General features: G+C 61.5%; 25 protein-coding genes and 1 pseudogene. 11 read left to right on the top strand and 15 right to left on the bottom strand.

What is annotated here, in order from left to right:
* Positions 1-73 precede the first annotated feature (73 nt).
* The gene (gene aroC / locus V0R62_RS13955; RefSeq protein ID WP_330104140.1) at positions 74-1,159 is read right to left on the bottom strand and encodes a chorismate synthase; all 1,086 of its coding nucleotides are present in this window, start codon (positions 1,157-1,159) and stop codon (positions 74-76) included.
* 193 nt (positions 1,160-1,352) lie between these two features.
* Between aroC and V0R62_RS13950 the strand changes: the two genes are divergently transcribed.
* The gene (locus V0R62_RS13950) at positions 1,353-2,312 is read left to right on the top strand and encodes an alpha/beta hydrolase (RefSeq protein ID WP_330104139.1); all 960 of its coding nucleotides are present in this window, start codon (positions 1,353-1,355) and stop codon (positions 2,310-2,312) included.
* Between the two features lie 151 nt (positions 2,313-2,463).
* Positions 2,464-3,246, top strand: coding sequence for a hypothetical protein (locus V0R62_RS13945; protein WP_186712823.1), 783 nt, complete (start codon positions 2,464-2,466; stop codon positions 3,244-3,246).
* Positions 3,247-3,414: 168 nt separating this feature from the next.
* Here V0R62_RS13945 and prmB read toward each other — a convergent pair whose 3' ends face one another.
* Entirely contained in the window at positions 3,415-4,323 is a 909-nt protein-coding gene (gene prmB / locus V0R62_RS13940; protein ID WP_028691769.1) for a 50S ribosomal protein L3 N(5)-glutamine methyltransferase, read from the bottom strand.
* 179 nt (positions 4,324-4,502) lie between these two features.
* Here prmB and V0R62_RS13935 point away from each other — a divergent pair, with 179 nt between their 5' ends.
* From V0R62_RS13935 to V0R62_RS13915, 5 genes are all read left to right on the top strand, one after another.
* Positions 4,503-5,093, top strand: coding sequence for a cysteine hydrolase family protein (locus tag V0R62_RS13935; protein ID WP_028691770.1), 591 nt, complete (start codon positions 4,503-4,505; stop codon positions 5,091-5,093).
* A gap of 88 nt (positions 5,094-5,181) precedes the next feature.
* Positions 5,182-5,502 carry a hypothetical protein gene (locus V0R62_RS13930; RefSeq protein WP_050704636.1) on the top strand — a complete coding sequence of 107 codons (321 nt, stop codon included), beginning with the start codon at positions 5,182-5,184 and terminating at the stop codon, positions 5,500-5,502.
* Positions 5,503-5,708: 206 nt separating this feature from the next.
* Positions 5,709-6,269 (top strand): Smr/MutS family protein, encoded by a 561-nt coding sequence (locus tag V0R62_RS13925; protein WP_186712822.1) that lies wholly within the window; start codon positions 5,709-5,711, stop codon positions 6,267-6,269.
* A 69-nt stretch (positions 6,270-6,338) separates the two neighbouring features.
* Positions 6,339-6,884 (top strand): GTP cyclohydrolase I FolE, encoded by a 546-nt coding sequence (gene folE / locus V0R62_RS13920; protein WP_110736603.1) that lies wholly within the window; start codon positions 6,339-6,341, stop codon positions 6,882-6,884.
* A gap of 58 nt (positions 6,885-6,942) precedes the next feature.
* A complete protein-coding gene (locus V0R62_RS13915) occupies positions 6,943-7,314 on the top strand; it encodes a glutaredoxin family protein (protein ID WP_330104138.1) in 372 nt (123 codons plus the stop codon).
* 148 nt (positions 7,315-7,462) lie between these two features.
* On the opposite strand, the gene V0R62_RS13910 is transcribed toward V0R62_RS13915, so the two are convergent.
* On the bottom strand, positions 7,463-8,065 hold the full coding sequence (locus tag V0R62_RS13910; protein WP_330104137.1) for a glutathione S-transferase family protein: 603 nt from the start codon (positions 8,063-8,065) through the stop codon (positions 7,463-7,465).
* 144 nt (positions 8,066-8,209) lie between these two features.
* Between V0R62_RS13910 and V0R62_RS13905 the strand changes: the two genes are divergently transcribed.
* The gene (locus tag V0R62_RS13905; protein ID WP_330104136.1) at positions 8,210-9,400 is read left to right on the top strand and encodes a benzoate/H(+) symporter BenE family transporter; all 1,191 of its coding nucleotides are present in this window, start codon (positions 8,210-8,212) and stop codon (positions 9,398-9,400) included.
* Between the two features lie 141 nt (positions 9,401-9,541).
* On the opposite strand, the gene V0R62_RS26840 is transcribed toward V0R62_RS13905, so the two are convergent.
* From V0R62_RS26840 to V0R62_RS13895, 3 genes and pseudogenes are all read right to left on the bottom strand, one after another.
* Positions 9,542-10,405, bottom strand: a complete 864-nt coding sequence (locus V0R62_RS26840) for a methyl-accepting chemotaxis protein (RefSeq protein ID WP_408005684.1) — start codon at positions 10,403-10,405, stop codon at positions 9,542-9,544.
* Positions 10,400-10,627: pseudogene (locus V0R62_RS26835) on the bottom strand (HAMP domain-containing protein); the annotation flags it as partial. The pseudogene V0R62_RS26835 and the gene V0R62_RS26840, both read right to left, overlap by 6 nt.
* Positions 10,628-11,595: 968 nt before the next feature.
* A complete protein-coding gene (locus V0R62_RS13895; protein ID WP_330104134.1) occupies positions 11,596-12,993 on the bottom strand; it encodes an aminotransferase-like domain-containing protein in 1,398 nt (465 codons plus the stop codon).
* Positions 12,994-13,116: 123 nt separating this feature from the next.
* On the opposite strand from V0R62_RS13895, the gene V0R62_RS13890 reads away from it, so the two are divergent.
* Positions 13,117-14,298, top strand: coding sequence for an MFS transporter (locus tag V0R62_RS13890; RefSeq protein ID WP_330104133.1), 1,182 nt, complete (start codon positions 13,117-13,119; stop codon positions 14,296-14,298).
* Here V0R62_RS13890 and V0R62_RS13885 read toward each other — a convergent pair.
* Positions 14,249-15,010 carry an SDR family oxidoreductase gene (locus tag V0R62_RS13885; protein ID WP_050704627.1) on the bottom strand — a complete coding sequence of 254 codons (762 nt, stop codon included), beginning with the start codon at positions 15,008-15,010 and terminating at the stop codon, positions 14,249-14,251. The two genes, V0R62_RS13890 and V0R62_RS13885, sit on opposite strands and share 50 nt — an antisense overlap.
* A 176-nt stretch (positions 15,011-15,186) precedes the next feature.
* Between V0R62_RS13885 and V0R62_RS13880 the strand changes: the two genes are divergently transcribed.
* Positions 15,187-16,188: an NADP-dependent oxidoreductase gene (locus V0R62_RS13880; RefSeq protein WP_330104132.1), complete on the top strand. Its 1,002-nt coding sequence runs from the start codon at positions 15,187-15,189 to the stop codon at positions 16,186-16,188.
* Positions 16,189-16,288: 100 nt separating this feature from the next.
* Here V0R62_RS13880 and pyrF read toward each other — a convergent pair whose 3' ends face one another.
* Positions 16,289-16,990, bottom strand: a complete 702-nt coding sequence (pyrF, locus tag V0R62_RS13875; RefSeq protein ID WP_046856603.1) for an orotidine-5'-phosphate decarboxylase — start codon at positions 16,988-16,990, stop codon at positions 16,289-16,291.
* A gap of 147 nt (positions 16,991-17,137) precedes the next feature.
* Between pyrF and V0R62_RS13870 the strand changes: the two genes are divergently transcribed.
* Positions 17,138-17,305, top strand: a complete 168-nt coding sequence (locus V0R62_RS13870) for a DUF2897 family protein (protein WP_330104131.1) — start codon at positions 17,138-17,140, stop codon at positions 17,303-17,305.
* Positions 17,306-17,357: 52 nt separating this feature from the next.
* Here the strand turns inward: V0R62_RS13870 and V0R62_RS13865 are convergent, their stop codons facing one another.
* The 7 genes from V0R62_RS13865 to V0R62_RS13835 all read right to left on the bottom strand — a co-directional run bounded on the left by V0R62_RS13865 (position 17,358) and on the right by V0R62_RS13835 (position 26,168).
* Complete coding sequence (locus V0R62_RS13865; protein WP_330104130.1) at positions 17,358-17,681, bottom strand: ComEA family DNA-binding protein; 324 nt, start codon at positions 17,679-17,681, stop codon at positions 17,358-17,360.
* Between the two features lie 148 nt (positions 17,682-17,829).
* Positions 17,830-19,044: a glycosyltransferase family protein gene (locus V0R62_RS13860; RefSeq protein ID WP_330104129.1), complete on the bottom strand. Its 1,215-nt coding sequence runs from the start codon at positions 19,042-19,044 to the stop codon at positions 17,830-17,832.
* A 14-nt stretch (positions 19,045-19,058) separates the two neighbouring features.
* Positions 19,059-22,853 (bottom strand): glycosyltransferase family 2 protein, encoded by a 3,795-nt coding sequence (locus V0R62_RS13855; protein WP_330104128.1) that lies wholly within the window; start codon positions 22,851-22,853, stop codon positions 19,059-19,061.
* Positions 22,854-22,991: 138 nt separating this feature from the next.
* Positions 22,992-23,744 carry an ABC transporter ATP-binding protein gene (locus V0R62_RS13850; RefSeq protein WP_330104127.1) on the bottom strand — a complete coding sequence of 251 codons (753 nt, stop codon included), beginning with the start codon at positions 23,742-23,744 and terminating at the stop codon, positions 22,992-22,994.
* Positions 23,741-24,538 carry an ABC transporter permease gene (locus tag V0R62_RS13845; RefSeq protein WP_330104126.1) on the bottom strand — a complete coding sequence of 266 codons (798 nt, stop codon included), beginning with the start codon at positions 24,536-24,538 and terminating at the stop codon, positions 23,741-23,743. The genes V0R62_RS13850 and V0R62_RS13845 overlap by 4 nt, the downstream gene beginning before the upstream one ends.
* The gene (locus V0R62_RS13840; RefSeq protein WP_330104125.1) at positions 24,535-25,044 is read right to left on the bottom strand and encodes a GNAT family N-acetyltransferase; all 510 of its coding nucleotides are present in this window, start codon (positions 25,042-25,044) and stop codon (positions 24,535-24,537) included. The genes V0R62_RS13845 and V0R62_RS13840 overlap by 4 nt, the downstream gene beginning before the upstream one ends.
* Positions 25,041-26,168 (bottom strand): DegT/DnrJ/EryC1/StrS family aminotransferase, encoded by a 1,128-nt coding sequence (locus tag V0R62_RS13835; RefSeq protein WP_330104124.1) that lies wholly within the window; start codon positions 26,166-26,168, stop codon positions 25,041-25,043. The genes V0R62_RS13840 and V0R62_RS13835 overlap by 4 nt, the downstream gene beginning before the upstream one ends.
* Positions 26,169-26,171: the final 3 nt, after the last annotated feature.

The raw sequence follows: 26,171 nt of genomic DNA, 5'->3' as shown, positions 1-26,171 counted from the left end.
CAGGAATCGCATGTCCCCTGTGGGAGCGGCCTTGTGTCGCGATGGGCCGCAACGCGGCCCCAGGATGAGTCGATCAACGCAAGACCGGCGTATCTACCCGAACATCGGCATTCTGCGCCCGGTGACGCAGCAGGTGGTCCATCAAGGCGATGGCCATCATCGCCTCGGCGATCGGCGTGGCGCGGATGCCGACGCACGGGTCGTGACGGCCCTTGGTGATCACCTCGACCGGGTTGCCGTCGACGTCGATCGAACGGCCCGGGGTGGTGATGCTCGAGGTCGGCTTGAGCGCCAGGTGGGCGACGATCGGCTGGCCCGAGGAGATACCGCCGAGGATGCCGCCGGCGTTGTTGCTGAGGAAGCCCTCGGGGGTCAGTTCGTCACGGTGCTCGGTGCCACGCTGGGCGACGCTGGCAAAGCCGGCGCCGATTTCCACGCCCTTGACCGCGTTGATGCTCATCAGCGCATGGGCAAGCTCGGCATCGAGGCGATCGAAGATCGGCTCGCCCAGGCCCGGCATCACGCCTTCGGCGACCACGGTGATCTTCGCCCCCACCGAGTCCTGGTCGCGGCGCAGCTGGTCCATGTAGGCCTCGAGCTCCGGCACCTTGTCCGGATCAGGGCTGAAGAAGGCGTTCTGCTCGACCGAGTCCCAGGTCTTGAACGGGATCTCGATCGGGCCGAGCTGGCTCATGTAGCCGCGCACGCGAATACCCTGGGTGGCCAGGTACTTCTTGGCAATGGCGCCAGCCGCCACGCGCATGGCGGTCTCGCGCGCCGAGCTGCGGCCACCGCCACGGTAGTCGCGGATGCCGTACTTGTGGTGGTAGGTGTAGTCGGCGTGAGCCGGGCGGAACAGGTCCTTGATCGCCGAGTAGTCCTTGGACTTCTGGTCGGTGTTGCGGATCAGCAGGCCAATCGAGCAGCCGGTGGTGCGCCCTTCGAACACGCCGGAGAGGATCTCCACTTCGTCCGGTTCCTGGCGCTGGGTGGTGTGCCGGCTGGTGCCGGGCTTGCGCCGGTCGAGGTCGTGCTGCAGGTCGGCGAGGGAGATATCCAGGCCTGGCGGGCAGCCGTCGACAATGGCGACCAACGCCGGGCCATGGCTCTCGCCAGCGGTGGTGACAGTGAACAGCTTGCCGTAGGTATTGCCGGACATGGACGCTCCGCGAATCTGCCTGAAGTGGTCGAAAGCGGCAGTATACGGAAAACAGCGGGGATTTGGGGGGCGTGCGGGCCTTATCGCGGGGCAAGCCCGCTCCCACGAAACGGTTTTGCCGGGGCCATGAGGTCGGCGAACCTTCGCGGTGGCGTAATGTCGAACCCACAACTTCCCATGTAGTACCCCGTCCATGAAGTCGCGCCTCGCCGCCCTGCTCCTGCTGTTCTGCGCCAGCCTCGCCCAGGCCGCCCCCACCGTGCTGCAGCGCCCCATCGACCTGGACACCGGCCAGGGCGTGCTGCATGGCAGTCTGCTGCTGCCGCAACAAGCCACCCCGCCGCCAGTGGTGCTGATCATCGCCGGCTCCGGCCCTACCGACCGCGATGGCAACAACCCCGCCTCCGGACGCATCGACAACCTCAAGCGCCTCGCCCTGCTGCTGGCCGGCGAGCACATCGCCAGCGTGCGATTCGACAAGCGCGGCGTGGCCGCCAGCCAGCCGGCCACCCCCGACGAACGCGACCTCAGCGTCGAACGCTATGTCGCCGACGTGGTGGCCTGGGGGCGCGCGTTGCGCCAGGACCCGCGCTTCGGCCCGCTGATTCTGGTCGGCCACAGCGAAGGCGCGCTGATCGCCAGCCTGGCCGCCGAACAGGCCGGCGCCAGCGCGGTGATCACCCTGGCCGGCAGCGGCCGGCCGGTGGCCGACGTGCTGCGCGAACAACTGGCCCAGCGTCTGCCCCCGGCGCAACTGGCCAGAGGCGTGGCGCTGATCGACCGCTTGCAGGCCGGGCAGACCAGCCTCGACGTGCCCGCCCCGCTGCGCCAGGTGTTCCGCCCCAGCGTGCAGCCGTACCTGATCACCCTGCTGCACCAGGATCCGGCGGCCGCATTCGCCCGGCTCAAGGTGCCCGCGCTGATCGTCCAGGGCCGCAACGACATCCAGGTGGAGGTGGCCGACGCCGAGCGCCTCAAGGCGGCCAAGCCCGACGCCCAGCTGGCGCTGATCGACGGCATGAATCACATGCTGCGCATCAGCCCGCGGGAGATGGGCCTGCAGCGGGACAGCTACCGCAATCCCGAGTTGCCGCTGGCCCGTGAGTTGGGGGAACGCATCGTCCTGTTCATTCACGGGTTGCCGCAGGCCTGAAAGCGCCCTCAGGTATTGACCAGGCCTGCCGATAACGCGGCTAAGAAGGCAGTGATCCGGGGGCATGCGCGCCCTGATCGCGGGCAAGCCCACATCTGCGATGTCCTTGCAGGTACCGGCACCCGGCCGCCGTGCACCTGAGGATTCCCTGATGACCGATGCCCCCGCCGCCGAGGCGACCGAAGAACAAGCCCCGGAAAGCGCCCCGCTGCCCTGGGCGGACCTTGCCGCCGAGCACTTCCAGTTGCTGCGTCTGGCGCCGCTGCCGACCGACCGCAACAGCGGCGCCCGCCCGCTGCGCTTTGTCCAGTTCGGCTATGCCGAGCGCCACGACAAGGCCCACAGCCTGCTGCGCATGGAAATCCGCCTGCCGGGGCAGAAGGTGCGCAAGGAACAGAACCAGCTGGACATCCGCGTCGACCACGAAGCGCGCACGGTACGTATCGGCGACGCGGCCGGCCTGCAACTGGAGCCGCTGAACCGAGGCCTTGGCCGCTATCTGCTGGCGCAGGCGGTGCAGTGGCTGCAGCAGCGTTGCTCGCATTACCGGGTCGAGGGCATGAGCCTGCCGAACAAGGACGCCCTGAACGAAGACACCCGCCTGCGCCGCGATCATGTGCTGAGCAGCGTCGGCCTGGCGGTGGAATACACCGACGGCCAGTTGCTCAAGGGCCGCGTGGTGGAAACGCCGGTGGGCCAGCTCAAGGGTGGCTGGAACACCGAGAAGGTGCAGCGCGTGGACAACCTCGAGGCCGCCGGCATGCTGCAGCAGGCCGAGCAGAACCTGATGGAGAAGGAAGCCCAGCTGCGCGAGCGTGACGAGCGGGTGGCCAAGTACCGCCGCGAGGACAGCGGCCTGCGCTTCACCATCACCTGCCTGGTGGCGTTCGCGGTGTTCCAGGCCGGGTTGCTGATCTGGATCGCCACCCGCTGACCCGCCCTACGCGATCCCTGTAGGAGCGGCCTTGCGTCGCGAAAGGGCCGCAAAGCGGCCCCAGCGATCTTTGCGTCAACACTGAAATCCTGGGGCCGCTACGCAGCCCTTTCCGACCGGTCCGACGCCTCGGCAAGGCCGCTCCTACAGGGGGGCGGTGTGAATCCGTCAGACCCGCGCCTTGAACAGCTCCTGATGCTGCCGGCACTGCTCGGCGGTCAGCATGAACACTCCGTGGCCACCGCGCTCGAATTCCAGCCAGGCGAAGTCCACCTCGGGATAGAGCGACTCGACGTGCACCTGGCTGTTGCCCACCTCGACGATCATCAGGCCCTTGTCGGTCAAGTGGTCGGCCGCCTCGGCCAGCATGCGCCGCACCAGGTCCAGGCCATCGTTGCCGCAGGCCAGGCCCAGCTCGGGCTCGTGGTGGTACTCGGCCGGCATGTCGCCGAAATCCTCGGCATCGACATACGGCGGGTTGGAAAGGATCAGGTCGAAGCGCTGCCCCGGCAGGCCGGCGAAGCCATCGCCCTGCACGGTGTACACCCGCTCATCGAGGCCATGCCGCTCGATGTTCTGGTTGGCCACCTCCAGCGCGTCGAAGGACAGGTCGGCCAGCACTACCTCGGCGTCCTGAAACACCTCGGCGGCTACGATGCCGATGCAGCCGGAGCCGGTGCACAGGTCGAGGATGCGCGCAGGCTCCGCGGCCAGCCACGGCTCGAAGCGTTTCTCGATCAGCTCGCCAATGGGCGAGCGCGGCACCAGCACCCGCTCGTCGACGATGAACGACATGCCGCAGAACCAGGCCTCGCCCAACAGGTAGGCGGTGGGCACGCGCTCTTCGATGCGGCGCTTGAGCAGGTGCTGCAGGCGTACCGTTTCGTCATCCTCCAGCGCGCAGTCCAGGTAGCTGTCGGCCACCTCCCAGGGCAGGTGCACCGCGCCGAGCACCAGCAGGCGGGCTTCGTCCCAGGCGTTATCGGCACCGTGGCCGAAGAACAGCTCGTGTTCATGGAAGCGGCTGACCGCCCAGCGGATATGGTCGCGCAGGGTGCGCAGGCGGGATGTGATCACGGGGTACTCCTTTTCAGACAGGACAAAAGTCTAACAGCCCACACCGCACATTTGTTTCCTCCGATAGCCAAACAGATAGCCACAAGCCAGCAACCACGCTGTCTGCGCTGTCAACCATTCACATTGACGTCAAGGCAAGGGAGAATAGGTATACAAAAGCCCTACCCAAGGAGCCCTTGATGTCCGTTCCAACCACGATGTTCCGCCTCACTGGCCGCGACTACCCGCCGGCCAAGCTGGGCCAAGCCAGCCTGATCGTCATCGACGCGCAGAAGGAATACCTGAGCGGTCCGCTGGCGCTGTCGGGCATGGACGAGGCCGTGGCGAACATTGCCAGGTTGCTCGATGCCGCCCGCAAGGCCGGCCGCCCGATCATCCACGTGCGCCACCTCGGCACCGTCGGCGGTCGTTTCGACCCCCAGGGTCCGGCGGGCGAGTTCATCCCGGGCCTGGAGCCGCGCGCCGGTGAGATCGTCATCGAAAAGCGCATGCCCAACGCCTTCAAGAACACCAAGCTGCACGAAACGCTGCAGGAGCTCGGCCATCTCGACCTGATCGTCTGCGGTTTCATGAGCCACTCCAGCGTCAGCACCACCGTGCGCCGCGCCAAGGACTATGGTTATCGCTGCACCCTGGTGGAAGACGCCTCGGCGACCCGTGACCTGGCCCTGAAGGACACCGTGATCCCCGCCGCGCAGATCCACCAGTGCGAAATGGCCGTGATGGCCGACAACTTCGCCTGCGTCGCCCCCACCGCCAGCCTGGTCTGAGCCACGACCGCCCGGCGGACGGGCGGAACCCCAAGGTGACCCGCAGGTCGAAATCCGGATCAGCTCCACCAGATCCTGAGGAATTCGAATGAAGCTCAAAGGCAGTTTCGATGCCAAGCGCCTGCGCCAGCGCGAGCCGAGCAACTGGGGCGCGCGGGTTGCCGCCGCCCTTTCCGTGCTGCTGGCCACCCTCGGCATACTGCTCGCCATGGCCGGCTTTGCCGGCCTGCTGGGCAATTACGCCGCGCTGGCCGAGCTCAATGCCAACCGCCCGCTGGCGGCAATTCTCGTCGTGGTCGGGCTGTTGCTGCTGTGGATCGGCGTGCGCGTCTGGCGACGCAGCCGCATCCGCCTGCGCCGCGGGCGCGAGCTGAACCTGTCGCCGCACCTGATGAAGAAGCACGACTGACAGATTTACGCCCCCCCTGTAGGAGCGGCCTTGTGCCGCGAAAGGGCCGCAAAGCGGCCCCTGCGATCTATGCATCGAAGCGGAAATCCTGGGGCTGCTTTGCAGCCCTTTCGCGACGCAAGGCCGCTCCTACACAAACCGCGCGCAGCTCAGGGCTTCACTCCGACGCACAGTCGCGTAAACTACGCCGCCCACGTGGAGGCACCATGCAAGACGACGACTTTTCCCTCTTCCGCAGCCAAGTGCAGGGCGTCAAGCCGATCAAGCACGACCGCGCCGAAGTCGGCAAACCCAAGGCCGACCGCAAGCAGCTGGCCGGCCTGCGCCAGGCGGCGACCATCCGCAGCGACCAGCCGCTGGTGATCGACGGCCTGTCCGACCAGTTCGTCATCGACGTCGGCGCCGAGGACGAACTGATGTGGCGCCGTGACGGCGTCCAGGAAACCCAGATCCGCAAGCTCAAGCTCGGCCAGATCGCCTTCGAGGGCAGCCTCGACCTGCACGGCATGAGCGTCGAGAAGGCCCGCGAGACACTGTGGGACTTCATCGCCGAGGCGACCAAGCTCGAAGTACGCTGCGTGCGCGTCACCCACGGCAAGGCCGCGCGCCTGGACGGCAAGCGCCCGATGATCAAGAGCCACGTCAACACCTGGCTGCGCCAGCACCCGCAGGTGCTCGGTTTCGCCTCGTGCCAGGCCCGCCACGGCGGCACCGGCGCGGTGTACGTGATGCTCAAGCGAACCATGCTCGAAGGCCGCGACGAGTGACATCGCGCTTGCAGCGCCGCCGTCGTCGCCGTACCCTTCGTCTTTGCGAAATTTTCCACAGGTAGATCCATGTCCCTGGAACAGAACTACACCGCGATCCTCAGCCAGATCGGCGAGGACGTCTCCCGCGAGGGCCTGCTCGACACGCCCAAGCGGGCCGCAAAGGCCATGAAGTACCTTTGCCGCGGTTATGAGCAAACCCTGGAAGAAGTGACCAACGGCGCGTTGTTCACCTCCGACAACAGCGAAATGGTGCTGGTCCGGGATATCGAGCTGTACTCGATGTGCGAACACCATATGCTGCCGTTCATCGGCAAGGCCCATGTGGCCTACCTGCCCAAGGGCAAGGTGCTGGGCCTGTCCAAGGTGGCGCGGATCGTCGACATGTACGCCCGTCGCCTGCAGATCCAGGAAAACCTCAGCCGCCAGATCGCCGAGGCCGTGCAGCAGGTGACCGGCGCCGCGGGCGTGGCGGTGGTCATCGAGGCCAAGCACATGTGCATGATGATGCGCGGTGTCGAAAAGCAGAACTCGACCATGCTCACCTCGGTGATGCTCGGCGAGTTCCGCGACAACGCCTCCACCCGCAGCGAGTTCCTCAGCCTGATCAAGTGATCGGCCTGTGTCCCGAGCCGACCCCATGGGGTCGGCTTTTTCATTTCAGGAGTTGCCCATGATCGTCAAAGCCCTGCGGGTCGGCCTCGGCCAGCTAATCGTGTTCGGCGACTGGATCAGCCGCCCGGCGAAAAAGCAGCGCGATGCCGCGGCCCAGGCCCAGGTCGAGCAGCAGGCCAAGGGCCTGGCGCTGTACCAGTTCCACGCCTGCCCGTTCTGCGTGAAGACCCGCCGCACCCTGCACCGCCTGAACGTGCCGGTGTCGCTGCGCGATGCCAAGAACGATGCCCAGCACCGCCAGGCGCTGCTCGAAGGCGGCGGTCGGGTGAAAGTGCCGTGCCTGCGGATCGAGGAGGACGGCAAGGTGACCTGGATGTATGAGTCCAAGGACATCATTGCCTATCTGGACAAGCGCTTCGCGGCGGTCTGAAGCACGTACACAACCCCTGTAGGAGCGGCCTTGTGTCGCGAAAGGGCCGCAACGCGGCCCCGGCGATTTATGCGTCGACGCTGAGACCGAGGGCTGCTGCGCAGCCCTTTCGCGACACAAGGCCGCTCCTACAGGGGGCGACAGCGAGTCAATCCACCATCGGCACATGCCGTGGATGACTGGCCACCCGCGCCAGCCAGGCTTTCACCGCCGGATATTCGGTCAGGTCGAAGCCCCCCTGATGCGCCACATGGGTATAGGCATACAACGCCACATCGGCAATCGAATACTGCTCGCCGACCAGGTAAGGCGTCATTTCCAGCTGCTTGTTCATCACCTTGAGCGCCTTGTAGCCGCCCTTGTGCAGCCCCCTGTACTCCTCCAGGCGTTCGTCGGGCAACCCCAGGTAGAACTGGATGAAGCGCGCCACGGCAATGTACGGCTCGTGGCTGTACTGCTCGAAGAACTGCCACTGCAGCACCTGGGTGCGCAGGCGTGGCTCGCTGGGCAGGAACTCGCTGCCATCGGCCAGGTAGTTGAGAATCGCGTTGGACTCCCACAGGCAGGTGCCGTCCTCAAGCTTGAGCACCGGCACCTTGCCGTTGGGGTTCATGGCCAGGAACTCGGGCGTTTCCGTCTCGCCCTTGAGAATATCCACCGGGTGCCACTCATACTGACGGTCGAGCAGGCTCAGCATCAGCTTGACCTTGTAGCAGTTGCCCGACTGGTAATCCCCATACACCTTGTACATCGCCCCTCCCCTTTCACGCAGTTGCGCAGTAATACCCCATAGTTGGCGACTGTACGGCTAAATGCAATGCCTGCTGTATGGCAAGGATCACGCCATTGCACGGTAGCCTGAAAAAACTGCTTACACCTGTACAAGGAATTCCCCATGACCGATGCCACCTCCGCGCGCCTGCGGCCGCTGGCGGACAGCTCCCCGTCGGCGGTTGTCGCCGGCTTCATCGCCATGCTCACCGGCTATACCAGCTCGCTGGTGCTGATGTTCCAGGCCGGCCAGGCCGCCGGCCTGACCAGCGCGCAGATCTCGTCGTGGATCTGGGCCCTGTCGATCGGCATGGCGGTGTGCAGCATCGGCCTGTCGCTGCGCTACCGTACTCCGGTCACCGTGGCCTGGTCGACACCCGGCGCGGCGCTGCTGATCACCAGCCTCGGCGGCGTCACCTACGGCGAGGCCATCGGTGCCTATATCACCTGCGCCGTGCTGGTGCTGATATGCGGCCTGACCGGCAGTTTCGAGCGCCTGGTGCGGCGCATCCCCGCCTCGCTCGCCTCGGCCCTGCTGGCCGGCATCCTGTTCAAGATCGGCAGCGAGATCTTTGTCGCCGCCCAGCATCGCACGCTGCTGGTACTGGGCATGTTCTTCAGCTACCTGCTGGTCAAGCGCCTGTCACCGCGCTACTGCGTGCTGGCCGCGCTGCTGGTCGGCACGGCGCTGTCCGGCGCCCTGGGGCTGCTGGACTTCAGCGGCTTCCAGCTGGAGATCGCCACCCCGGTGTGGACCATGCCGAGCTTCTCGCTGGCGGCGACGATCAGCATCGGCATCCCGCTGTTCGTGGTGGCCATGACCTCGCAGAACATGCCCGGCGTCGCCGTGCTGCGCGCCGACGGCTACCAGGTGCCGGCCTCGCCGCTGATCTCGGCCACCGGGTTCGCCTCGCTGCTGCTGGCGCCGTTCGGCTCCCACGGCATCAACCTGGCGGCGATCAGCGCGGCGATCTGCACCGGGCCGCACGCCCATGAAGACCCGGCCAAGCGCTACACGGCGGCGGTGTGGTGCGGGATCTTCTACGGTATCGCCGGCACCTTCGGCGCGACCCTGGCAGCGCTGTTCGGCGCCCTGCCCAAGGAACTGGTGCTGTCGATCGCCGCCCTGGCGCTGTTCGGCTCGATCATGAACGGCCTGAGCGTGGCCATGGGCGAGGCGCGCGAGCGCGAGGCGGCGCTGATCACCTTCATGGTCACGGCGTCGGGGTTCACCCTGTTCTCGATCGGCTCGGCGTTCTGGGGGATCGTGGCGGGGGTGCTGACCTTGCTGATCCTCAGTCCGCGCAGGGTCTAAAGCCCTGCGCGCACCCACTGTAGGAGCGGCCTCGTGCCGCGAAAGGGCCGCAAAGCGGCCCCGGCGATTTATGCGCCTACGATGAGATCGAGGGCTGCTGAGCAGCCCTTTCGCGACACAAGGCCGCTCCTACAGGGTCCTTCACAGCCTGAAGTGGCCAACCATGCTCTTGAGGTCGATCCCCAACTGCGCCAGCTCGACGCTTGAGCGGGCATTGTCCTCCATCGCCAGCGCCGCCTGGTCGGCACTGCCGCGAATCTGCGTGACGCTGCGGCTGATCTCCTCGGCCACCGAACTCTGCTGCTCGGCCGCCGCGGCGATCTGCTGATTCATCTGCTGGATCAACGACACTGCCGCGGCGATGCTGCCCAGGGCGCTCTCGGTCTGCAGCGTGTCGGCCACCGCAAGGCGCACCAGCTCGGTGCTGCCGCGAATCTGCGTCACCGACTGCTGGGCATTGCCGCGCAGGCTGGCGACCAGCCGCTCGATCTCCTCGGTGGACTGCCGGGTGCGCCGGGCCAAGGCGCGCACCTCGTCGGCAACCACGGCGAAGCCACGGCCCTGCTCGCCGGCGCGGGCCGCCTCGATCGCCGCGTTGAGCGCCAGTAGGTTGGTCTGTTCGGCCACGCTCTTGATCACCTCGAGCACATCACCGATGGTATGGATCTCGGCGCTGAGGCTGTCGATACCGCTGCTGGCGGTCTCGGCCGCCGCCGCCAGCTGTTCGATGCGCTGCATGCTCTGGCGCACCACCTGCTGCCCCGACTCGACCTTGTCATCGGCATCCTGGGCCGCCTGGGCCGCCTGCTCGGCGTTGCGCGCCACGTCATGGACGGTGGCGGTCATCTGCTGCATGGCAGTGGCCACCTGCTCGGTCTCATCCTTCTGGCTACCGACTTCGCGGTTGGTCTGCTCGGTGACCGCCGACAAGGCCTGGGCGCTGCCGGCCAGCTGATCGATGCCCTGTTGCAAGCCACTGACGATGCCAGACAGCCCCTCGGCCATCTGCTGCATGGCCTGCAGCAGCTGACCGACTTCGTCGCCACGCGGCGGCTCAGCCTCGATGCCCAGCTCGCCCGCGGCAATGCGCCGGGCGCGGCTGATCACCCGCTTGAGCGGCGCAACCACGGCGCGGGTGATCAACCAGGCCGCCAGCACGCCCACCAGCAACGCCAGTGCCGTGGCTGCGGCGATGGCCACGGTGTTTCGCGCCAGCTCCGCCTGCATGGCCTGCTCCTGGGCGAGGTAGGCCTGGTCGACCCGCGTGGTGACCTGCTCGGCCCGGGCCTGCAGCTGGTCCTTGATACCCCGTTCCTGGGCCAGCAGGTCGGTGTACTCGTTGAGCTTCTCGGAGAAACTGGCGATATGCCCGGCCACTTCGCCCAGCACGCTCTGGTAGCCGGCGTCGGTCACCGCCGACTTGAGCTGCTCCACCAGGCTGGCTGCCTCCACTGTCTGGGCGATGCGCCCCTCGGCAACGGCCTCGCCGCCCTTGCGGCTCTGTTCCAGTCGCACCCGGGCCTCGTCCATGGCCTGGAGCATCAGCCGCGACACCTGCGCCACCTGCCCGGCCTGCTCGAGGAACTCGCCGCCTTGCTGGCCCTGGGACTGCTTGAGGGTGTAGGTGCCGTCATCGGCCAGACCGGCCTGCAGCACATCGAGGTTGTTGGCCACGCTCGACACCGACCAGCTGGCCATGTCCAGCGCCAGCTCTTTGGCCTGCACGGCCTGGACGAACTGGTCGAAGGCCTGTCCGTAGGCACTGAGATCGGCCTCGACGGAAGTCAGCGCAGGCGCGGCGCGGGCCCGCTCCACCAGCCCTTGAAGGCCCGTGCGCAGCGCATCGGCCTCCTTGATATCCGAACGCAGGGCGAAGGCCTGCTCATGTTGGCGCAGCTTCAACAGGTCGGTATTGAACTGGGCCATCTGCCGCAGCCCCTCGAAGCGCTGGCCGACGTTGGCCAGGGCATACACACCGATGGCGGCCACCACCAGGGTGAGCAGCAACACCAGGGCGAAACCCAGGCCCAGCTTGCGCGCCATGCCCAGGTTGGCCAATACACCGTGCTTGGTCGCTGTCATCACCGCCCTCCTCGCCTTTGGCCCTCTGCCAACGGCAAGAGTGACAATGGCGCCGACCTCGTCACAAGGGCCGCGTGCGCGAATGGTGTCATTTAGCTATGAGCGTGTCGCTTTCAGACCGCCGGAGGTCGCCCCGCATGCCGGAAGAACGCTTGGGCTCGGGAATCCTGCCCATAGGCGACATTGATCCGCAGCCAGTCACTGGCCCGCCCCTGCGGATCGAAGGCGCTGCCCGGGGTGAGCAATACCGCGTGCTCCAACGCCAGTCGCTCCAGCTCGGCAAAGTCGCGTCCGGGCACCCTGGCCCAGACGAACATACCGCCGACCGGCTCGCAGAACACCTCCCAGCCGCAGGCCTCCAATTGCCCAAGCGTCCTGGCCCGGTGCTGACCCAAGCGCAATCGCAGGCGCTGCACACTCTTGCGGTAGCCGCCATTGGCGAGCATCTGCCCGACCACCTGCTCGGCGAAGCGCGAAGTGCCGATGCCGGCCACCATCTTCAGTTCGGCCAGGCGCGCGATCAAAGGCGGGTCGGCCACCAGGTAGCCGACGCGCAACGAACTGCTGAGGGTCTTGGAGAAGCTGCCCAGGTAGATCACCCGCTGCTCGCTGTCGAGGGTCGCCAGGCGCGTGGCCGGGCCGTCCTGGAAGTCCGCGTACAGGTCGTCCTCGACGATCCGCAGGTCATGCTCGCGGGCCAGCTCCAGCAGGCGGTAGGCGACCTTGGGTGTCAGGCTGGTGCCAGTCGGGTTCTGGTACAGGCTATTGATGAACAGGCAACGGGGCTGGTGCTCGGCCAGCAACTGCTCGAGCACCACCAGGTCCGGGCCAGTGGCGGTGCGCGGCACCTCGAGCATGCGCACACCGTGCAGGCGCAACAAGTTGTACAGGTTGTAGTAGCCGGGGCGCTCCACCAGCACCGTGTCGCCCGGCTTCAGCAAGGTTCGCACCAATAGGTCCAGGGCATGGCTGGCGCCTTGGGTGGTGAGGATCCGCTCCGGCTCGGCGGCGATGTCCAGCCGCGCCAAACCCTTGTGCAGTTGCAGGCGCAGGCTGGCCAGGCCCTGGGGCGGGCAGTAGTCGAACAACGCCTCGGGCGCGCCGCGGCTGACCTGGCGGATGGCCTGGGCCAGCTCGGCTTCGGCGCGCCAGGCCACCGGCAGCCAGCCGCAGCCAAGCTTGAGCAACTGTTCATGCCCTTCGCGAAACTGCCGCCAACTGCCGTCGATCGCCTCGCCCCAGGGCTCCCCAGGGTCGGGCCGCAGGCCCGGTTTGCGCTCGGCGACAAAGAAGCCCGCACCATGTCGCGCCTCCAGCCAGCCGTTGGCCGCCAGGCGGTCGTAGGCCTCGATCACACACGAGGCGCTTACCGACTGCGCCTTGGCCAGCGCGCGGATCGACGGCAGGCGCGCACCGGGGCGCAGGCGCTGCTGTTCGATCCAGGCCTGCAGGTGCTCGGTCAGTTGCTGGACCAAGGGGATGGGAAGGTTACGATCAAGATGAAAATGCATGGCAAGTGTTCGCTGCTTTCAGGCAAACAGTTAAGCATAAATGCCCCGCGAGTGTGCCTTGGCGAGCGCCTCTGCCAAGGCCGATGCTGCCAGTCACTGTCACTGCCTTGCGGATCCGTACCGATGTCCACTCGCCATGCCCCAGCCTTGCTGGCTTTCGCCCTGTGCCTGATCACCCTGGCGGTGAACCTGCAGGCCCCGCTGTACATCACCTACGCCGACCTGTCCGGGCAAGGCGCGGCGGCAACCGCCGTGGCCTTCTCCGGCTATGTGCTCGGCGTGCTGCCGGTGCTGCTGGCCCTCGGCGGGCTGGCCGATCGGGTAGGTCGGCGCCCGCTGATCCTGGTCGCGCTGGCCCTGTCGATGGTCGCCACGCTGCTCATGCTGCTGGCGCCGAGCCTGCAGATGCTGGGCCTGGCGCGCCTGTTCCTGGGGCTGGGCACAGGCCTTGCCTCGGCCACCGCCACTGCCTACATGAGCGAACTGATGGCGCCGGACGCCGGTGGCCGCGCCGCCACCTGGGTCACCGCCAGCACGTCGCTCGGCTTCGGCCTGGGCGCGGCACTGACCAGCCTGTTCCTGCTAAGCGGGCCGACCCTCACCCCCGGCAGTTTCCACCTGCAACTTGCATTGGCCGCCGTCGCCCTGCTGCTGGTCTGGCGCCTGCCCGACCCTCGCCCGGCACAGCGCAGCGCCATGCTGCGCCTGCCCTGCTACCCCGCCGGCAGCCTGGCCTATGGCCTGGCGATCCTGCTGGCCTGGGCTTGTGTCGGGCTGGTGATCGCCCTGCTGCCGGGGATCCTGCGCCAGCACGGGCTGAGCGCCTGGTCGGGGTTCTCGACCTTCTGCGTGATCAGCTGCGGCTTGCTGTTCCAGCCGCTGGCCCGGCGCCTGGCCAGTGCCCAGGCGACCTTGCTGGGGCTGCTGATCCTGCCGTGCAGCTACGCGCTGCTGGCCTGGGGGGCCGACAGCGGCAATCTGCTGGGTGTGCTGTTGGGCGCCGTGGCCGCGAGCAGCGCCTGCTATGGCTTCATCTACCTGGGCGGCTTGGCGGCGGTGAATGAGTTGGCCGGGAGCGAGAAGACCCGGGCCAGTGCCGGGTTCTTCCTGCTTGCCTACCTGGGGTTCAGCCTGCCGGTGATCTTTACCGGGCTGCTCAGTGACCGGCTCGGCTCGCGACTGGCGCTGATCGCCTTCGGCGGCGTGTTGCTGCTCGGCTGCGCAGCCGTGGCACTGACCTTGTGGATAACCTCAGTCAAATCGCCAACGCGCCGCCATCGACAGTCAGGCTGTGCCCCGTCGTGAACGCCGCGCCATCGCTGCACAGGTACAGCACCGCGCTGGCGATCTCCTCGACCTTGCCGATGCGCCCGACCGGATGCATCGCCGCGGCGAACTCGGCCTTGCGCGGATCGGCCTCGTAGGCGCGGCGGAACATGTCGGTGTCGATCACCGCCGGGCACACCGCGTTGACCCGGATGCCCTTCTTCGCATACTCGATGGCCGCCGACTTGGTCAGGCCAATCACCGCATGCTTGGACGCCGCGTAGATGCTCATTTTCGGCGCCGCCGACAGCCCTGCCACCGAGGCGGTGTTGACGATGGCGCCGCCGCCCTGGGCCAGCAGCAGGGGCAGTTGGTACTTCATGCACAGCCACACACCCTTGACGTTGACACCCATGATCGCATCGAACTCCGCCTCGCTACCCTCCGCCAGGCGCCCCTTCTCGATCTCGATACCGGCGTTGTTGAAGGCATAGTCGAGCCGGCCATAGGCCGTAATGACCTGCTCATGCAGCTGACGCACGTCGTCGTCGCGGGTGACATCGCAGGCGACGAACAGCGCCTCGCCGCCAGCCTGGCGAATCAGCGCCACGGTGGCTTCGCCCCCGGTCGCGTCACGGTCGGCCACCACCACCTTGAGCCCCTCGGCGGCGAATGCCTGGGCCGTCGCCCGGCCGATACCCGCCGCGCCACCGGTGACCAGGGCAACCTGGCCGGAGAAAGTCATGCTCATCACTGGCTCCTGCAAAAGGATGGGAAGTCGTGGCTGAGTCTAGTCAGGGCACCGCCGGGCTGGGCAGCATCATCAAGGGCACGGTTGGACTACTATCGTTCGCGGTGATCTTGCGTGACGCGGCCCATTCAACCCGCCGATCATCAGCCCTTCACACTCGCTCAGGAGAACCCGCCATGCCCCACACCAACCGCCGTTTCCTGCTGACCAAGCGCCCGGTCGGCGCCGTGCGTCGTGACGACTTCACCTACGAGCAGGTGCCCGCCAGCGAGCCGGGCGAAGGCCAGGTACTGGTGAAGAACCTCTACCTGTCGCTGGATCCGGCCATGCGCGGCTGGATGAACGAAGGCAAGTCGTATATCCCGCCCGTGGGCCTGGGCCAGGTCATGCGCGCCCTCGGCGTCGGCGAGGTGATCAGCTCCAAGCACCCGGACTACAAGCCCGGCGACCATGTCAGCGGTGCCCTCGGCGTGCAGGATTACTTCACCGGGGAGCCCCAGGGCCTGCACCGGATCGACCCGCGCCTGGCGCCCCTGCCCCGCTACCTGTCCGCCCTGGGCATGACCGGCATGACCGCCTACTTCGCCCTGCTCGATGTCGGCCAGCCCAAGGCCGGCGAAACCGTGGTGATCTCCGGCGCCGCCGGCGCGGTCGGCAGCATTGCCGGGCAGATCGCCAAGCTCAAGGGCTGCCGCGTGGTGGGCATAGCCGGTGGCGCGCAGAAGTGCCAGTACCTGCTGGATGAGCTGGGCTTCGACGGGGTCATCGACTACAAGGCCGAGGACGTGCTCGCCGGCCTCAAGCGTGAATGCCCCAATGGCGTGGATGTGTACTTCGACAACGTCGGCGGCGATATCCTCGATGCCGTGCTGTCGCGCCTGAGCTTCAAGGCCCGAGTGGTGATCTGCGGCGCCATCAGCCAGTACAACAACAAGGAGGCGGTCAAGGGCCCGGCCAACTACCTGTCGCTGCTGGTCAACCGTGCGCGCATGGAAGGCTTCGTGGTGATGGACTACGTCAAGGAGTACGGCAAGGCCGCGCAGGAAATGGCCGGCTGGCTGGCCAGCGGCAAGGTGAAGAGCAAGGAGGATGTGGTGGAGGGCCTGGAGACCTTCCCCGAGACGCTGCTCAAGCTGTTCAGCGGGGAGAATTTCGGCAAGCTGGTGTTGAAGGTCTGAGATCAGCAGCCAGGCACTTTGTGGAAGCGTGCTTGCCCCGCGATGGCGATTGCCTGAGCTGACGCCATCGCGGGGCAAGCCCGCTCCCACGAACCCTGATTCAACCGCGGATTTCAGCCACCACGGCAGCCAGCGCCTGGGCCGGATCCGCCGCCTGGCTGATCGGACGCCCGATCACCAGGTAATCGGAGCCGGCGTCCAGTGCCTGACGCGGGGTCAGAATCCGGCGCTGGTCATCCTGGGCGCTGCCCGCCGGGCGAATACCCGGGGTCACCAGCTGCAGCGACGGGTGCGCCGCCTTCAGTGCCGGCGCTTCCAGCGCCGAGCACACCAGGCCGTCCATGCCGGCCTTCTGCGCCAGCGCCGCCAGGCGCAGCACCTGCTCCTGCGGGTCGACATCCAGGCCGATGCCGGCCAGGTCCTCGCGCTCCATGCTGGTCAGCACGGTCACGCCGATCAGCAGCGGCTGCGGGCCGCTGCGCTTGGCCAGCTCTTCGCGGCAGGCCGACATCATGCGCAGGCCACCGGAGCAGTGCACATTGACCATCCACACACCCATCTCGGCCGCGGCCTTGACCGCCATGGCGGTGGTGTTGGGGATATCGTGGAACTTGAGGTCGAGGAACACCTCGAAACCCTTGCTGCACAAGGTTTCGACGATGCCCGAGGCGCTGCTGGTGAACAGTTCCTTGCCCACCTTGACCCGGCACAGGGCGGGGTCGAGCTGGTCGGCCAGCTTCAGGGCGGCGTCACGGGTGGGGAAATCCAGGGCGACGATCAGGGGCGTCTGGCAGGCGGACATGGGCAGGGTCTCTTGGCAAGTCGTAAACGGCGCGCATTGTAAACGAAGTGGGGCCACTTGGGGGCACCACTATCTCTACTATAATTGAACCCTAGGCCAATGGTTCACTCATAATCCATAGGCGTCGACCTTGAGAGGAGAAATACCATGCCTTGGTACGCGTGGCTTATACTCGTGTTAGCGCTGGGCTCGATCATCGGTGGCCTTCTACTACTGCGGGACACAGCCAAAAAACTACCTTTGACCGAGGAACAGTTAAAAAAAGTACATGAACGAAATGCTGAAATGGATGCCAAAGAAGCCAACCATAAATAAAGCTTGATGAATACTGGCCGGGCAGCAGACCTGCCCGGCCATAAAGCTTAAATCACTTTACCACCAGCCTATCACGATTACGGTCTAGTAATGCCTTACCAATACCGTTAACTTCGAGCAACTCATCGAGCGAATTGAAGACACCATGGGTGTCGCGATAGGTAATGATAGCTTGCGCCTTGGCTCTACCAATACCTAACAACTCTTTCTCAAGTGTTGCGGCATCTACGGTATTCACATTTATTTCCATGCCTTGCGCAGTACCTGCAACACTCACTGTCGGCAATGGATGCTCGACAGTAGGTGCTGCGGTAGTTGAGAGGCTTAAGCAAGTGAACAGTGGCAAGAACAGATAGGAAAAGACTGTACTTCGCATATTTAGCTCCTTGAGGATTACACAGCAGCATCTCCTGCGCTGCCCCATGAACCTTATGCAGCCAACTCAACAAACGCAACCCAAGATTCAGCTAAAATGTTACCACAAGCATCCATGTCAGAAAAAAACACAACTCGCGAACGAAACTTTACTTTCTGACAGGGAAAACACTGAAGATCATTGATACTTTTCTACCCACCCAGACAATTGCTTTCTTGATTACACCCCAAGGGCCCGCATCGGCATGTACGATACGAACCCTGACCAAGATCGACTCCAGTTCTAATACAACCCCCCGCAGCCATACCTGTGGTTTATGCTCCTGCAGCGGCTGGACGTCTGACCGCTCGACAAGCCGCGCAGTATCCTTCAGTAAATTTGCCCACTTGCTCGCCACCACTTCCACCGAGTGCCTTTGCAATACATCTGCGTAGGCCGCCTTAGCCATCACCGAACGCAAATCTGCATCGTCCAGCAGGCGTTCGATAGCCTCGCACCAAGCTAATGCGGTGTCTGGTACCAACAGGCCAGTCACATCAGGCGTCACGGATCCAGAATAAGGAGGAATGTTCGAGTAGACAGCGGGTATACCGCAAGCACTGTACTCACGATATTTGTTGTCCGTTTTACAGCGATTGGCTGGGGTGTCACGCAAAGGTGCCAGGCCTATCGACCACCGACGGCTTTGCTTGAACTCGATAAACTCATTATAATTACCCACATGAGGGAAGTACCTGACCTGTGCACTCTCAACCACGCCAGCTGGCAAGACCCCGGCGAACTCGAACACTAACCCCGGAAACTTTTTGAGGAGCGGCTCCATAATCGGCTTGATGATATCCAGATCATCAACTCTTGACGGGCTACCCGCGAATCCAATTCGAATCTCTTCTTGAGGTGCTAATTTCTCGATCTCGATCAAAGAAAAATCGAATGACGCGGGAAGAATATCTATACTTTTATTAAACTGCGCCAGGAACGCGGCCAGCACATCCGAGTTGGTCAATACTCTTTCCGCCTGGCTCACCGCCAGTTCCAACGATGCACGCACCGAGGGATGCCGATAATATTCGGCGATCGGTGAGTTCCCTCCAATTTCCCAGAAATTATCATCGAGATAATAAAGATACGGATGCCGCGCGTCACATAAGCGCTCGATCCACAACCTCAAAGAGGGATCACCACAACGAATAAACAGCGGGACCGTGTCCTGCTGTATATCCTCGACCTTCAGGTCGACCAACATAACCTTACGATAGGCAATGCCCTCTCGTCGCCCCGAGGCAAGAATCTGCTCGAGCAACTGGGTGGTCGCTATGTCCCCTTCGACCACCATCAATACATTGACGACAGACTCCGTCACAAACCCTCCAAAAATCAGTGCAATGACAACAAAGGTAGCGAAGCAGACCTACGTCTAATCAAAGAGTTGCGACCCAGTTCATAAATAAATACCGGTACTTCGACGTTTCTCACAAAGACCCGCAACCCCCAACCGGCTTTCAGCTCGGAAATTGCCGACGCCAAGGCGATATGGGTTGGAGCTTCGTGAGCCACTGCACTGAACGGGACTACCGCCTGAGCAACAATCTTCTGTTCATGACTGATGATTTCTACGCCAAACTCGCCATCGCTGACCGGCAACAGTGGGCTGACAGCAAGGGATATCCGTTTTAGCCCACTCACATCAATGGGCATGATGAATTCTTGATAGACGCTGGACCGCAGGTCACGACTGAGTACCAGCTTTCGCTTGCTGATACGGCTGAAACGGGCCTGGGTGAAAGCTTTCAGCATATCGAAGCCTGCCGGCAGCGACTCCCAGGCTACATATGGCTTGTCACCCTTGACGCCCTTGGCTTGGGCGTGCATGGCGGACAACGTTCGCTGGATAAACACGCGTTGGGACAGCGCCTCCTTGCGATTACGCGCGACCTCCACTTTCAACGCCGCGATTTCCTGGCGCAGTACCGCAGGCACGGCAGCACCCGCTACAGCAGCCCCCATAAACTCTCGCGCGCAATTGATCGCTTCAAAAGCATCAGCAGGTTCACGCCGAAGATGTTGATCGACCAATGCGATGAATCGCGGTTCGTTGAAAGGTTTAAGCAGTCCTGTGGACAACACACAAGCGTGTATATCCGCCATGGCGTCAACAAAAACGTTATGCAGCTCCAGGAAATTACCAAAACGCGCCTCATGGCCAATTGCGCTGACCAGGCTCGAATTGGCAGCACAATTGAAGACTACGGTCGGACATGCCGACGCTTCCGCGTCCAATATCAATGTGGATGGCGCCGTAATCAGCAGGCGGGCCCGTGCAATGAGCGATTCGGTCGGCAGGACCGCATCGGGAATTTCCAGATTATCCAACTCCTCGACAGCAGCTTGAATGGCGGCTCGCATTTCCTGGCACTGCGGAGATGACTTCTCATTTGGGTGCATTTTCCAGATGAACTGCTGATCCGGGTACTGCCGTACCAGTTGCAATACCGCCGTAACGAAGGCCATGCGCTCGTTACGGGTATAGATATGCCAGTTGAGATTTGCGGCGATGAGCACGGAAGTTCCCCGCTTGACACCGCGAACAACTGATGTGTCACGCGCATAACCAATGCCGCTTTCGCCATCAAACCAGTCGAGCATGACATCGCATACCGGTCGCATGGGCATCGAGAATACGGGACCGCTGTACGAGACGATTCCGTGAGCTCCGCCGTCACGCTGATTCAACCCTAACTGGAACAAACCATGCTGGACGCCCAGCACCGGAATTTTCAGGCGACGGGCGCTCATAAGCAGAGGCCACGCTGACTCGTGAGAAGGGATGGGCAATACAAACGGGCTGATCAGCAACCCCACGGACGCCATGCACTCCAATATTGCGCGCATGTCGGCACACCATTGAATATTGCTTCCGCGGTACTCGTCTGACAGCCCCTTCAGCAACCCAGGCGACGCATTGGGTATGAAACAGATTACCGGGTAAGCCTGCAGCGCCTCCACAATCAGTTGATTACGACGGAAGTAAGCGGCATCCGGATGGTGGATTAGTACGAACGGTTTATCCTCCACGTTGTCTTCCCGGAATTGTGCCACCGGAACCGCACTGTCACGGCGTAGGGCAACAGGCCGCCTGGGGAACACTAATCGTGGAACAACAAGATCGGACATATCCAGCTCAAGTACATTATCATACTGCGCCGGATGCGCTCGCAAAATATCGTCGAGCACCGTTTGATTAATACTATTTGGATAATAGCGCTGAATATACGCATCCATCGCCTTTATATAGCGTCGCGCAACAGAAGGCTTATTCAGGGAAGCCATCATAACTGCAAAAACTTCATCATCCGAAGTAGTGATCAATTCACCCAGCACAGGATTACTGTCCTTAAGCTCTCCAAAGGGTGGTCGCAAAGGGACAACGGGGACAACATTACACAAGTAAGCCGAAATCAATATATTAAATGTCTTATACAGATAGAAATCCGTACCCGACACTTCCTCGGCATTGTACGAGTGAATCAAATAGTGAAGGCGTTCAGCTCGAGCCTTAAAAATAAAGTCTACATAACTAGACTCACGCACTACCAGCTTAAGGCGTACATAGGCCATCGCATCAGCGAAAAACGCTTCCAGCTCTGGCATTTGTGCGGGAAAACAAGGAATGTATAGTTCAACCTTTCGTCCGGTCTCCTGATGAATCCGCTCGAATACGGCCTTATACTGAAGAAAAGCCTTGATCTTGCTAATAGAAGAGAAGAAGCCAACCCGAATGCACTCCCCCTCGGAAAGCGAAAAGTGGCTGACACTTTCTACATGGCTCTCGCCAAGTGCAAGTGGTGGAGTGCAATTAATACGCAACACCTTGTCATTATAGGCCTGCATGGCCTTGACCAGATTGTCTGAAGTCGCCAGCACTGCCTGGGCATGACGAATGAGGTCTAGCGCTTCGGGAGATGAATAGAAGGCAGCCGCTTCGATCAACTCGGGCTGGGAAAAGAGATTTTTATACTTATCCGAGACAAGGATATCGTCAAGATAATAATAATATGGCACTCCCGCCTTACGCAGCACATCCACAAGCGCGACAACGCTCTTATTGATGACCCTGCTGATAATTACAGCACGACACCCCTGAAGGAAGTCCTCCTTGTAATTCATGAAGACATTGAGATCAAGGCCTTCTATGATCTGCTCTGTCTTGACCGAAAAAACAAGTTCACCGCTCACCGGCATATCGCCCAATACCAACAGATATCCCTGCGTCGTATCGTCCCTCATCGGTTCGACAGGCTCGCCCAGATGCCCATACGACTGCTCGACCATTTCTGCGAGTTTGAGAACCCGTGGATAACTCAGGAAAGGTGGGGGCTGGAGCATCTCATACTGTTTCCACACAGACGGCTTCAACTTGTCATTTCGACTGGTATGCGCCCACTCCAAAGCTGCAACATAGTCACCATTGAGCGAGTTGCCCAACGAGTCTGCCAAGGTTACCCCGTGCTCTTCGTTTACGACAGTGTCTACCCGATGGAAGCCAATGTGCTTCATGCGCCGCCAAAGGTCCCAATCGCAAAGCCTCGCAATAATAACATGCGGATCATACAGACCGACTTCATCGAAGACAGTGCGATCAAAGAGAATTGCCCCATTGCCGATGCTGTTGTTATAGCGGGCAAAGTGACTATCAAAGTCTCCATCGCCCAGCAATACCCAGCCCAGCTCGGTCTTCATGCGCGTTTGACCATAGCATATGCGCACGCTGCCATGCTGCATATGGTCATATAAAGCCAACAGACCGTGCGGTGTCAGTACGTTATCGTCAAAAGCAAATAGTATTCGCTGCCCGCGCGAATATTCGAACCCCAGATTGACCGAGATGGCAGGCAAGCCAATTCGTTGTGCGTAGCGAAGGGTCGCAATCCGCGAGTCTTCCGCCATAAATTGCTTGATGAGCGCCTCAGTTCCATCCGTAGAAGCGTCGTCGATGATGATCAGCTCAAAGTTGGAAAGGTGCTGGCTTAATATGCTTCTGACCACCCGCTCAAACAGACCACTAGCTGCGCGAGAATAGGTTGGCAAAATAATTGAAACATCAGGCTCAAGCGCCTCAAAACCATCAGCCGATTCAAACTTATAAGCAGACAGCAACTTTTCTACTTTCACCACACCACCCCAGGGCGCACCATCCAAGGTGCTAAAAATTAACTACAACTTCATCCGATCCAGGCAATCATCTCGGAAGCCACCCCGAGACAAAACCTGAACAATATTGAATTTAATAATTATAACACTAAAATCCGCTCAACCCGCATAAGCAGAACTGTATTCCTTGACTACATCAGCAGTCGCACCATCCGCTACAACTTCGCCCTTATTGAGCCAAATGGTGCGACTGCAAAAATCTTTAAGCATATTGAAATTATGAGTCGTAAATACCAATATTTTCCCTTGCTCCATGAACTGAAACATCCTGCGCTTCGCCTTTTCAGCAAACGCAATGTCTCCAGCGCCCATGACCTCGTCAATCAACAAGATTTCAGGATTGATACTGGTCGATACCGCGAACGCCAGGCGAATAAACATCCCTGAAGAATACGTACGCACTGGATAGTCAAGAAACTCGCCCAGCTCGGTAAACTCTGCAATTTCCGGAAGTTTTGCCTCAATTGCCGCCGGCGTCATACCGAGGAGCAGCCCACGAATGCGGATGTTATCCCAGCCAGACTGGTTCATCTCGAATCCAGTGGCAAACTCAAACATTGGGCACACATGGCCTTTAATCTTGACAGAGCCCGATGTAGGAGGATAGATATCAGCGAGCACCTTGAGCAGGGTACTTTTACCTGCTCCATTCAGACCAATCAAACCAACTCGCTCACCTTGTGAAACTTCCAGTGAGATATTTTTCAGCGCCTGAATCTGATAACTACCGGTGCCGCCCTCCGTACGCCTGCCAGCAAGCCCCTTGACGAGACCTTTCAATCCCTCGTGCGTACTCAATGTACCCTGGAAGGTAACATCAACATTTTTTAGGGAAAGCGATGCCTGGCTCATAATAGGAAAACCACACGAGAATCGAGCTTGAGCGCGATCAAAAGCGCCACGAACCAGCAGCACACGATATAGAGAGCAGCAAATGCGTAACTCTCAACGCTTGCAAAGTCCGCAGTCAAAATTGGAGTTCGCACTACATCAATGAGATAGTAAAGCGGGTTGAACTGATAAACAAAGTCTAGCCCCTTCGCTTGCAATACTTTAGCCGGGAACATGATAGGCGTGATAAAAAACAGCATTTGCAGCAGTACGCTCATGGCGTGGGGAAAGTCCCGAAAGCGAGTACCAAGATAGGCACTGACAGTAATATGCCCCAGCGCGGCCAGCAGCAGAAGCATTACCCCAGGAATTGCCAGCAGCCATCCCATCACATTTAATTGGTGGAAGAACCCCTGCACGGGCACAATCACCAGCAAACCAATCAGCAGCGCAATGGAAGCAGAGACCAAATTTCGCAACAAGTATATTTGCTTGGGGTAGGAAAACTGCTTGATGTAGCCCTCAGCCCTGACATAAGCGGTACTGGCCTCCACAATCGAGGTCACTAAAAAACCCCAGATGGTGAATCCACAAGCGAGATAGGGCAGAAACTCTGCAACAGGTTGGCCAAACAGTAGACCGTAAACCGCGCCGACCCCCCCCACGAAAAATGCGGTTGTCATCACCATCCACAGCGGTCCAAAAAACGACCTGCGGAACCTGGCCTTGATATCCTGCCCCCCAAGAAACATCCAGACTCGCCACATCATCAGCGAGCGGAAACTGTCTCTGCTGAGCTTTGCAATTCGCATCATTTGGCGCCCACCGGAGACAACGACTGGCCCATGCGAATCAGGCCATCACTACGACCCTCTTCACTGAAGCCGTTCTGCAGGTACAGACGGATAGCACGCTCATTGCTCTCGAGCACCTCCAGGAAGATGTAACCCAGCCCCAGAACGTCCCGTGAAAAAGTTACTAGCTCGGCGCATGCCCGACCAATGAAGCCTTTGCCAGAACCTTCTGGTGCAACCAGAAAGCGCCCGACTTCAGCACTGCGTTTTTCCCAATCGATGGCATAGACCGAAGCCTGCCCTACCGGCATCCCCCCGGACTCGACAACGAACAGGAAGTCATCATTCTTCTGCTGATACTTGGAGAACCAACCTGCATGCTGGTCCATGGTCAACGGCGCCGAAGTCTTGAACCACACCCGAGCCTCGTCCCGGTTTCGCCAGGACAAGGTGGTGTGCAGGTCACGCTCCTCGAGTAGGCGTAGTTCCACTACGCCATCGCCGAAAGGAGAGACCTGGCGCTTCATTTCGCGTAGCGGATCAGCAGGTCGCAGACAGTATCGACATCCGCACGGGTCAGGCCCATGTGCATTGGCATCGACAGGATTTCACGGCTGGCCTGGGCGGCTTGTGGGCAGGTGCCCTCACCGAAGGAATACAGTCCGTACTCAGTATTGTCCCGGTAGTGCACACCCGGATAAATCTGATTTTCGTTAAGTGCAACCATCAGCTCATCACGATTGCTCACACGAACCTGCAACAGGTGAGTGGAAGACTCGCATCCAGGTGCGACATCAACAATTCGGATAGCCGGTTGATTCGCCAGGTTTTCACGGTACCAGCTGGCCAGTTGGCGACGGTAGGCGTTGTCCTGATCGAGGTATTTGAGCTGCACCAGACCGATGGCCGCCATGATCGAGTTACCGTGGTACTTGTAGCCCAGCTCCTCGACATCGTACATCCATTTGTAGGCACCCTGCGCAGCGGTACGCGCATAGGTGTCCTTGTTGATGCCCAACCAAGTCAGCTTACGAACGCGATCATCATCTTCTTTCTCCTTGAAGCAGATCATGCCCGAGTCAGCGGTTGGCAGGTTTTTCACCGCCTGGAAACTGAAGACAGTCACGTCCGCATCGACACCAACATGCTTGCCGTTCAAGCGGCTGCCCGACATGTGAGCCGCGTCGAGAATCAACTTGATGCCGTTATCCTGGCACAGCTTGACGATTTTTTCGTACTGACCAGTATTACCACCGATACCAACAAAAATCAGAGCTTTGGTCTTCGGTGTAATACGCTTGGCCACACTTTCCGGATCAAGGCACAGGTATTGGTCGACATCAGCAAAGACCGGTTTCATTCCGGCATACAGGATGGCGTGATTGGTGGAAACGAAGGTCAACGGGGTGGTGATAACCTCATCATCATCCGCCCAGCCGAATTTGGTTTTGTACAGTTCGATTGCCAAGTGCAGACCAACTGTATTGGAGCTCAGGAAGTGAGCGTGGGGCAGCCCTGTGTAGGTTTTCCAGTCCTCCTCCATTGCCACGGTCTTGAAGCCCAGGCCAGTCCAGCCCTTCTCCAGGCACTCGCGAATTTCAGCGAGGCACTCGTCGACCCTGAAGTTCGGTACAAACAGTTGTATTGCCATTTT

Origin of the sequence: Pseudomonas carassii, assembly GCF_036324045.1 — a bacterium.
GTDB classification, from domain to species: Bacteria; Pseudomonadota; Gammaproteobacteria; order Pseudomonadales; family Pseudomonadaceae; genus Aquipseudomonas; species Aquipseudomonas peradeniyensis.
This window is presented reverse-complemented; position numbering and strand designations above follow the sequence as displayed.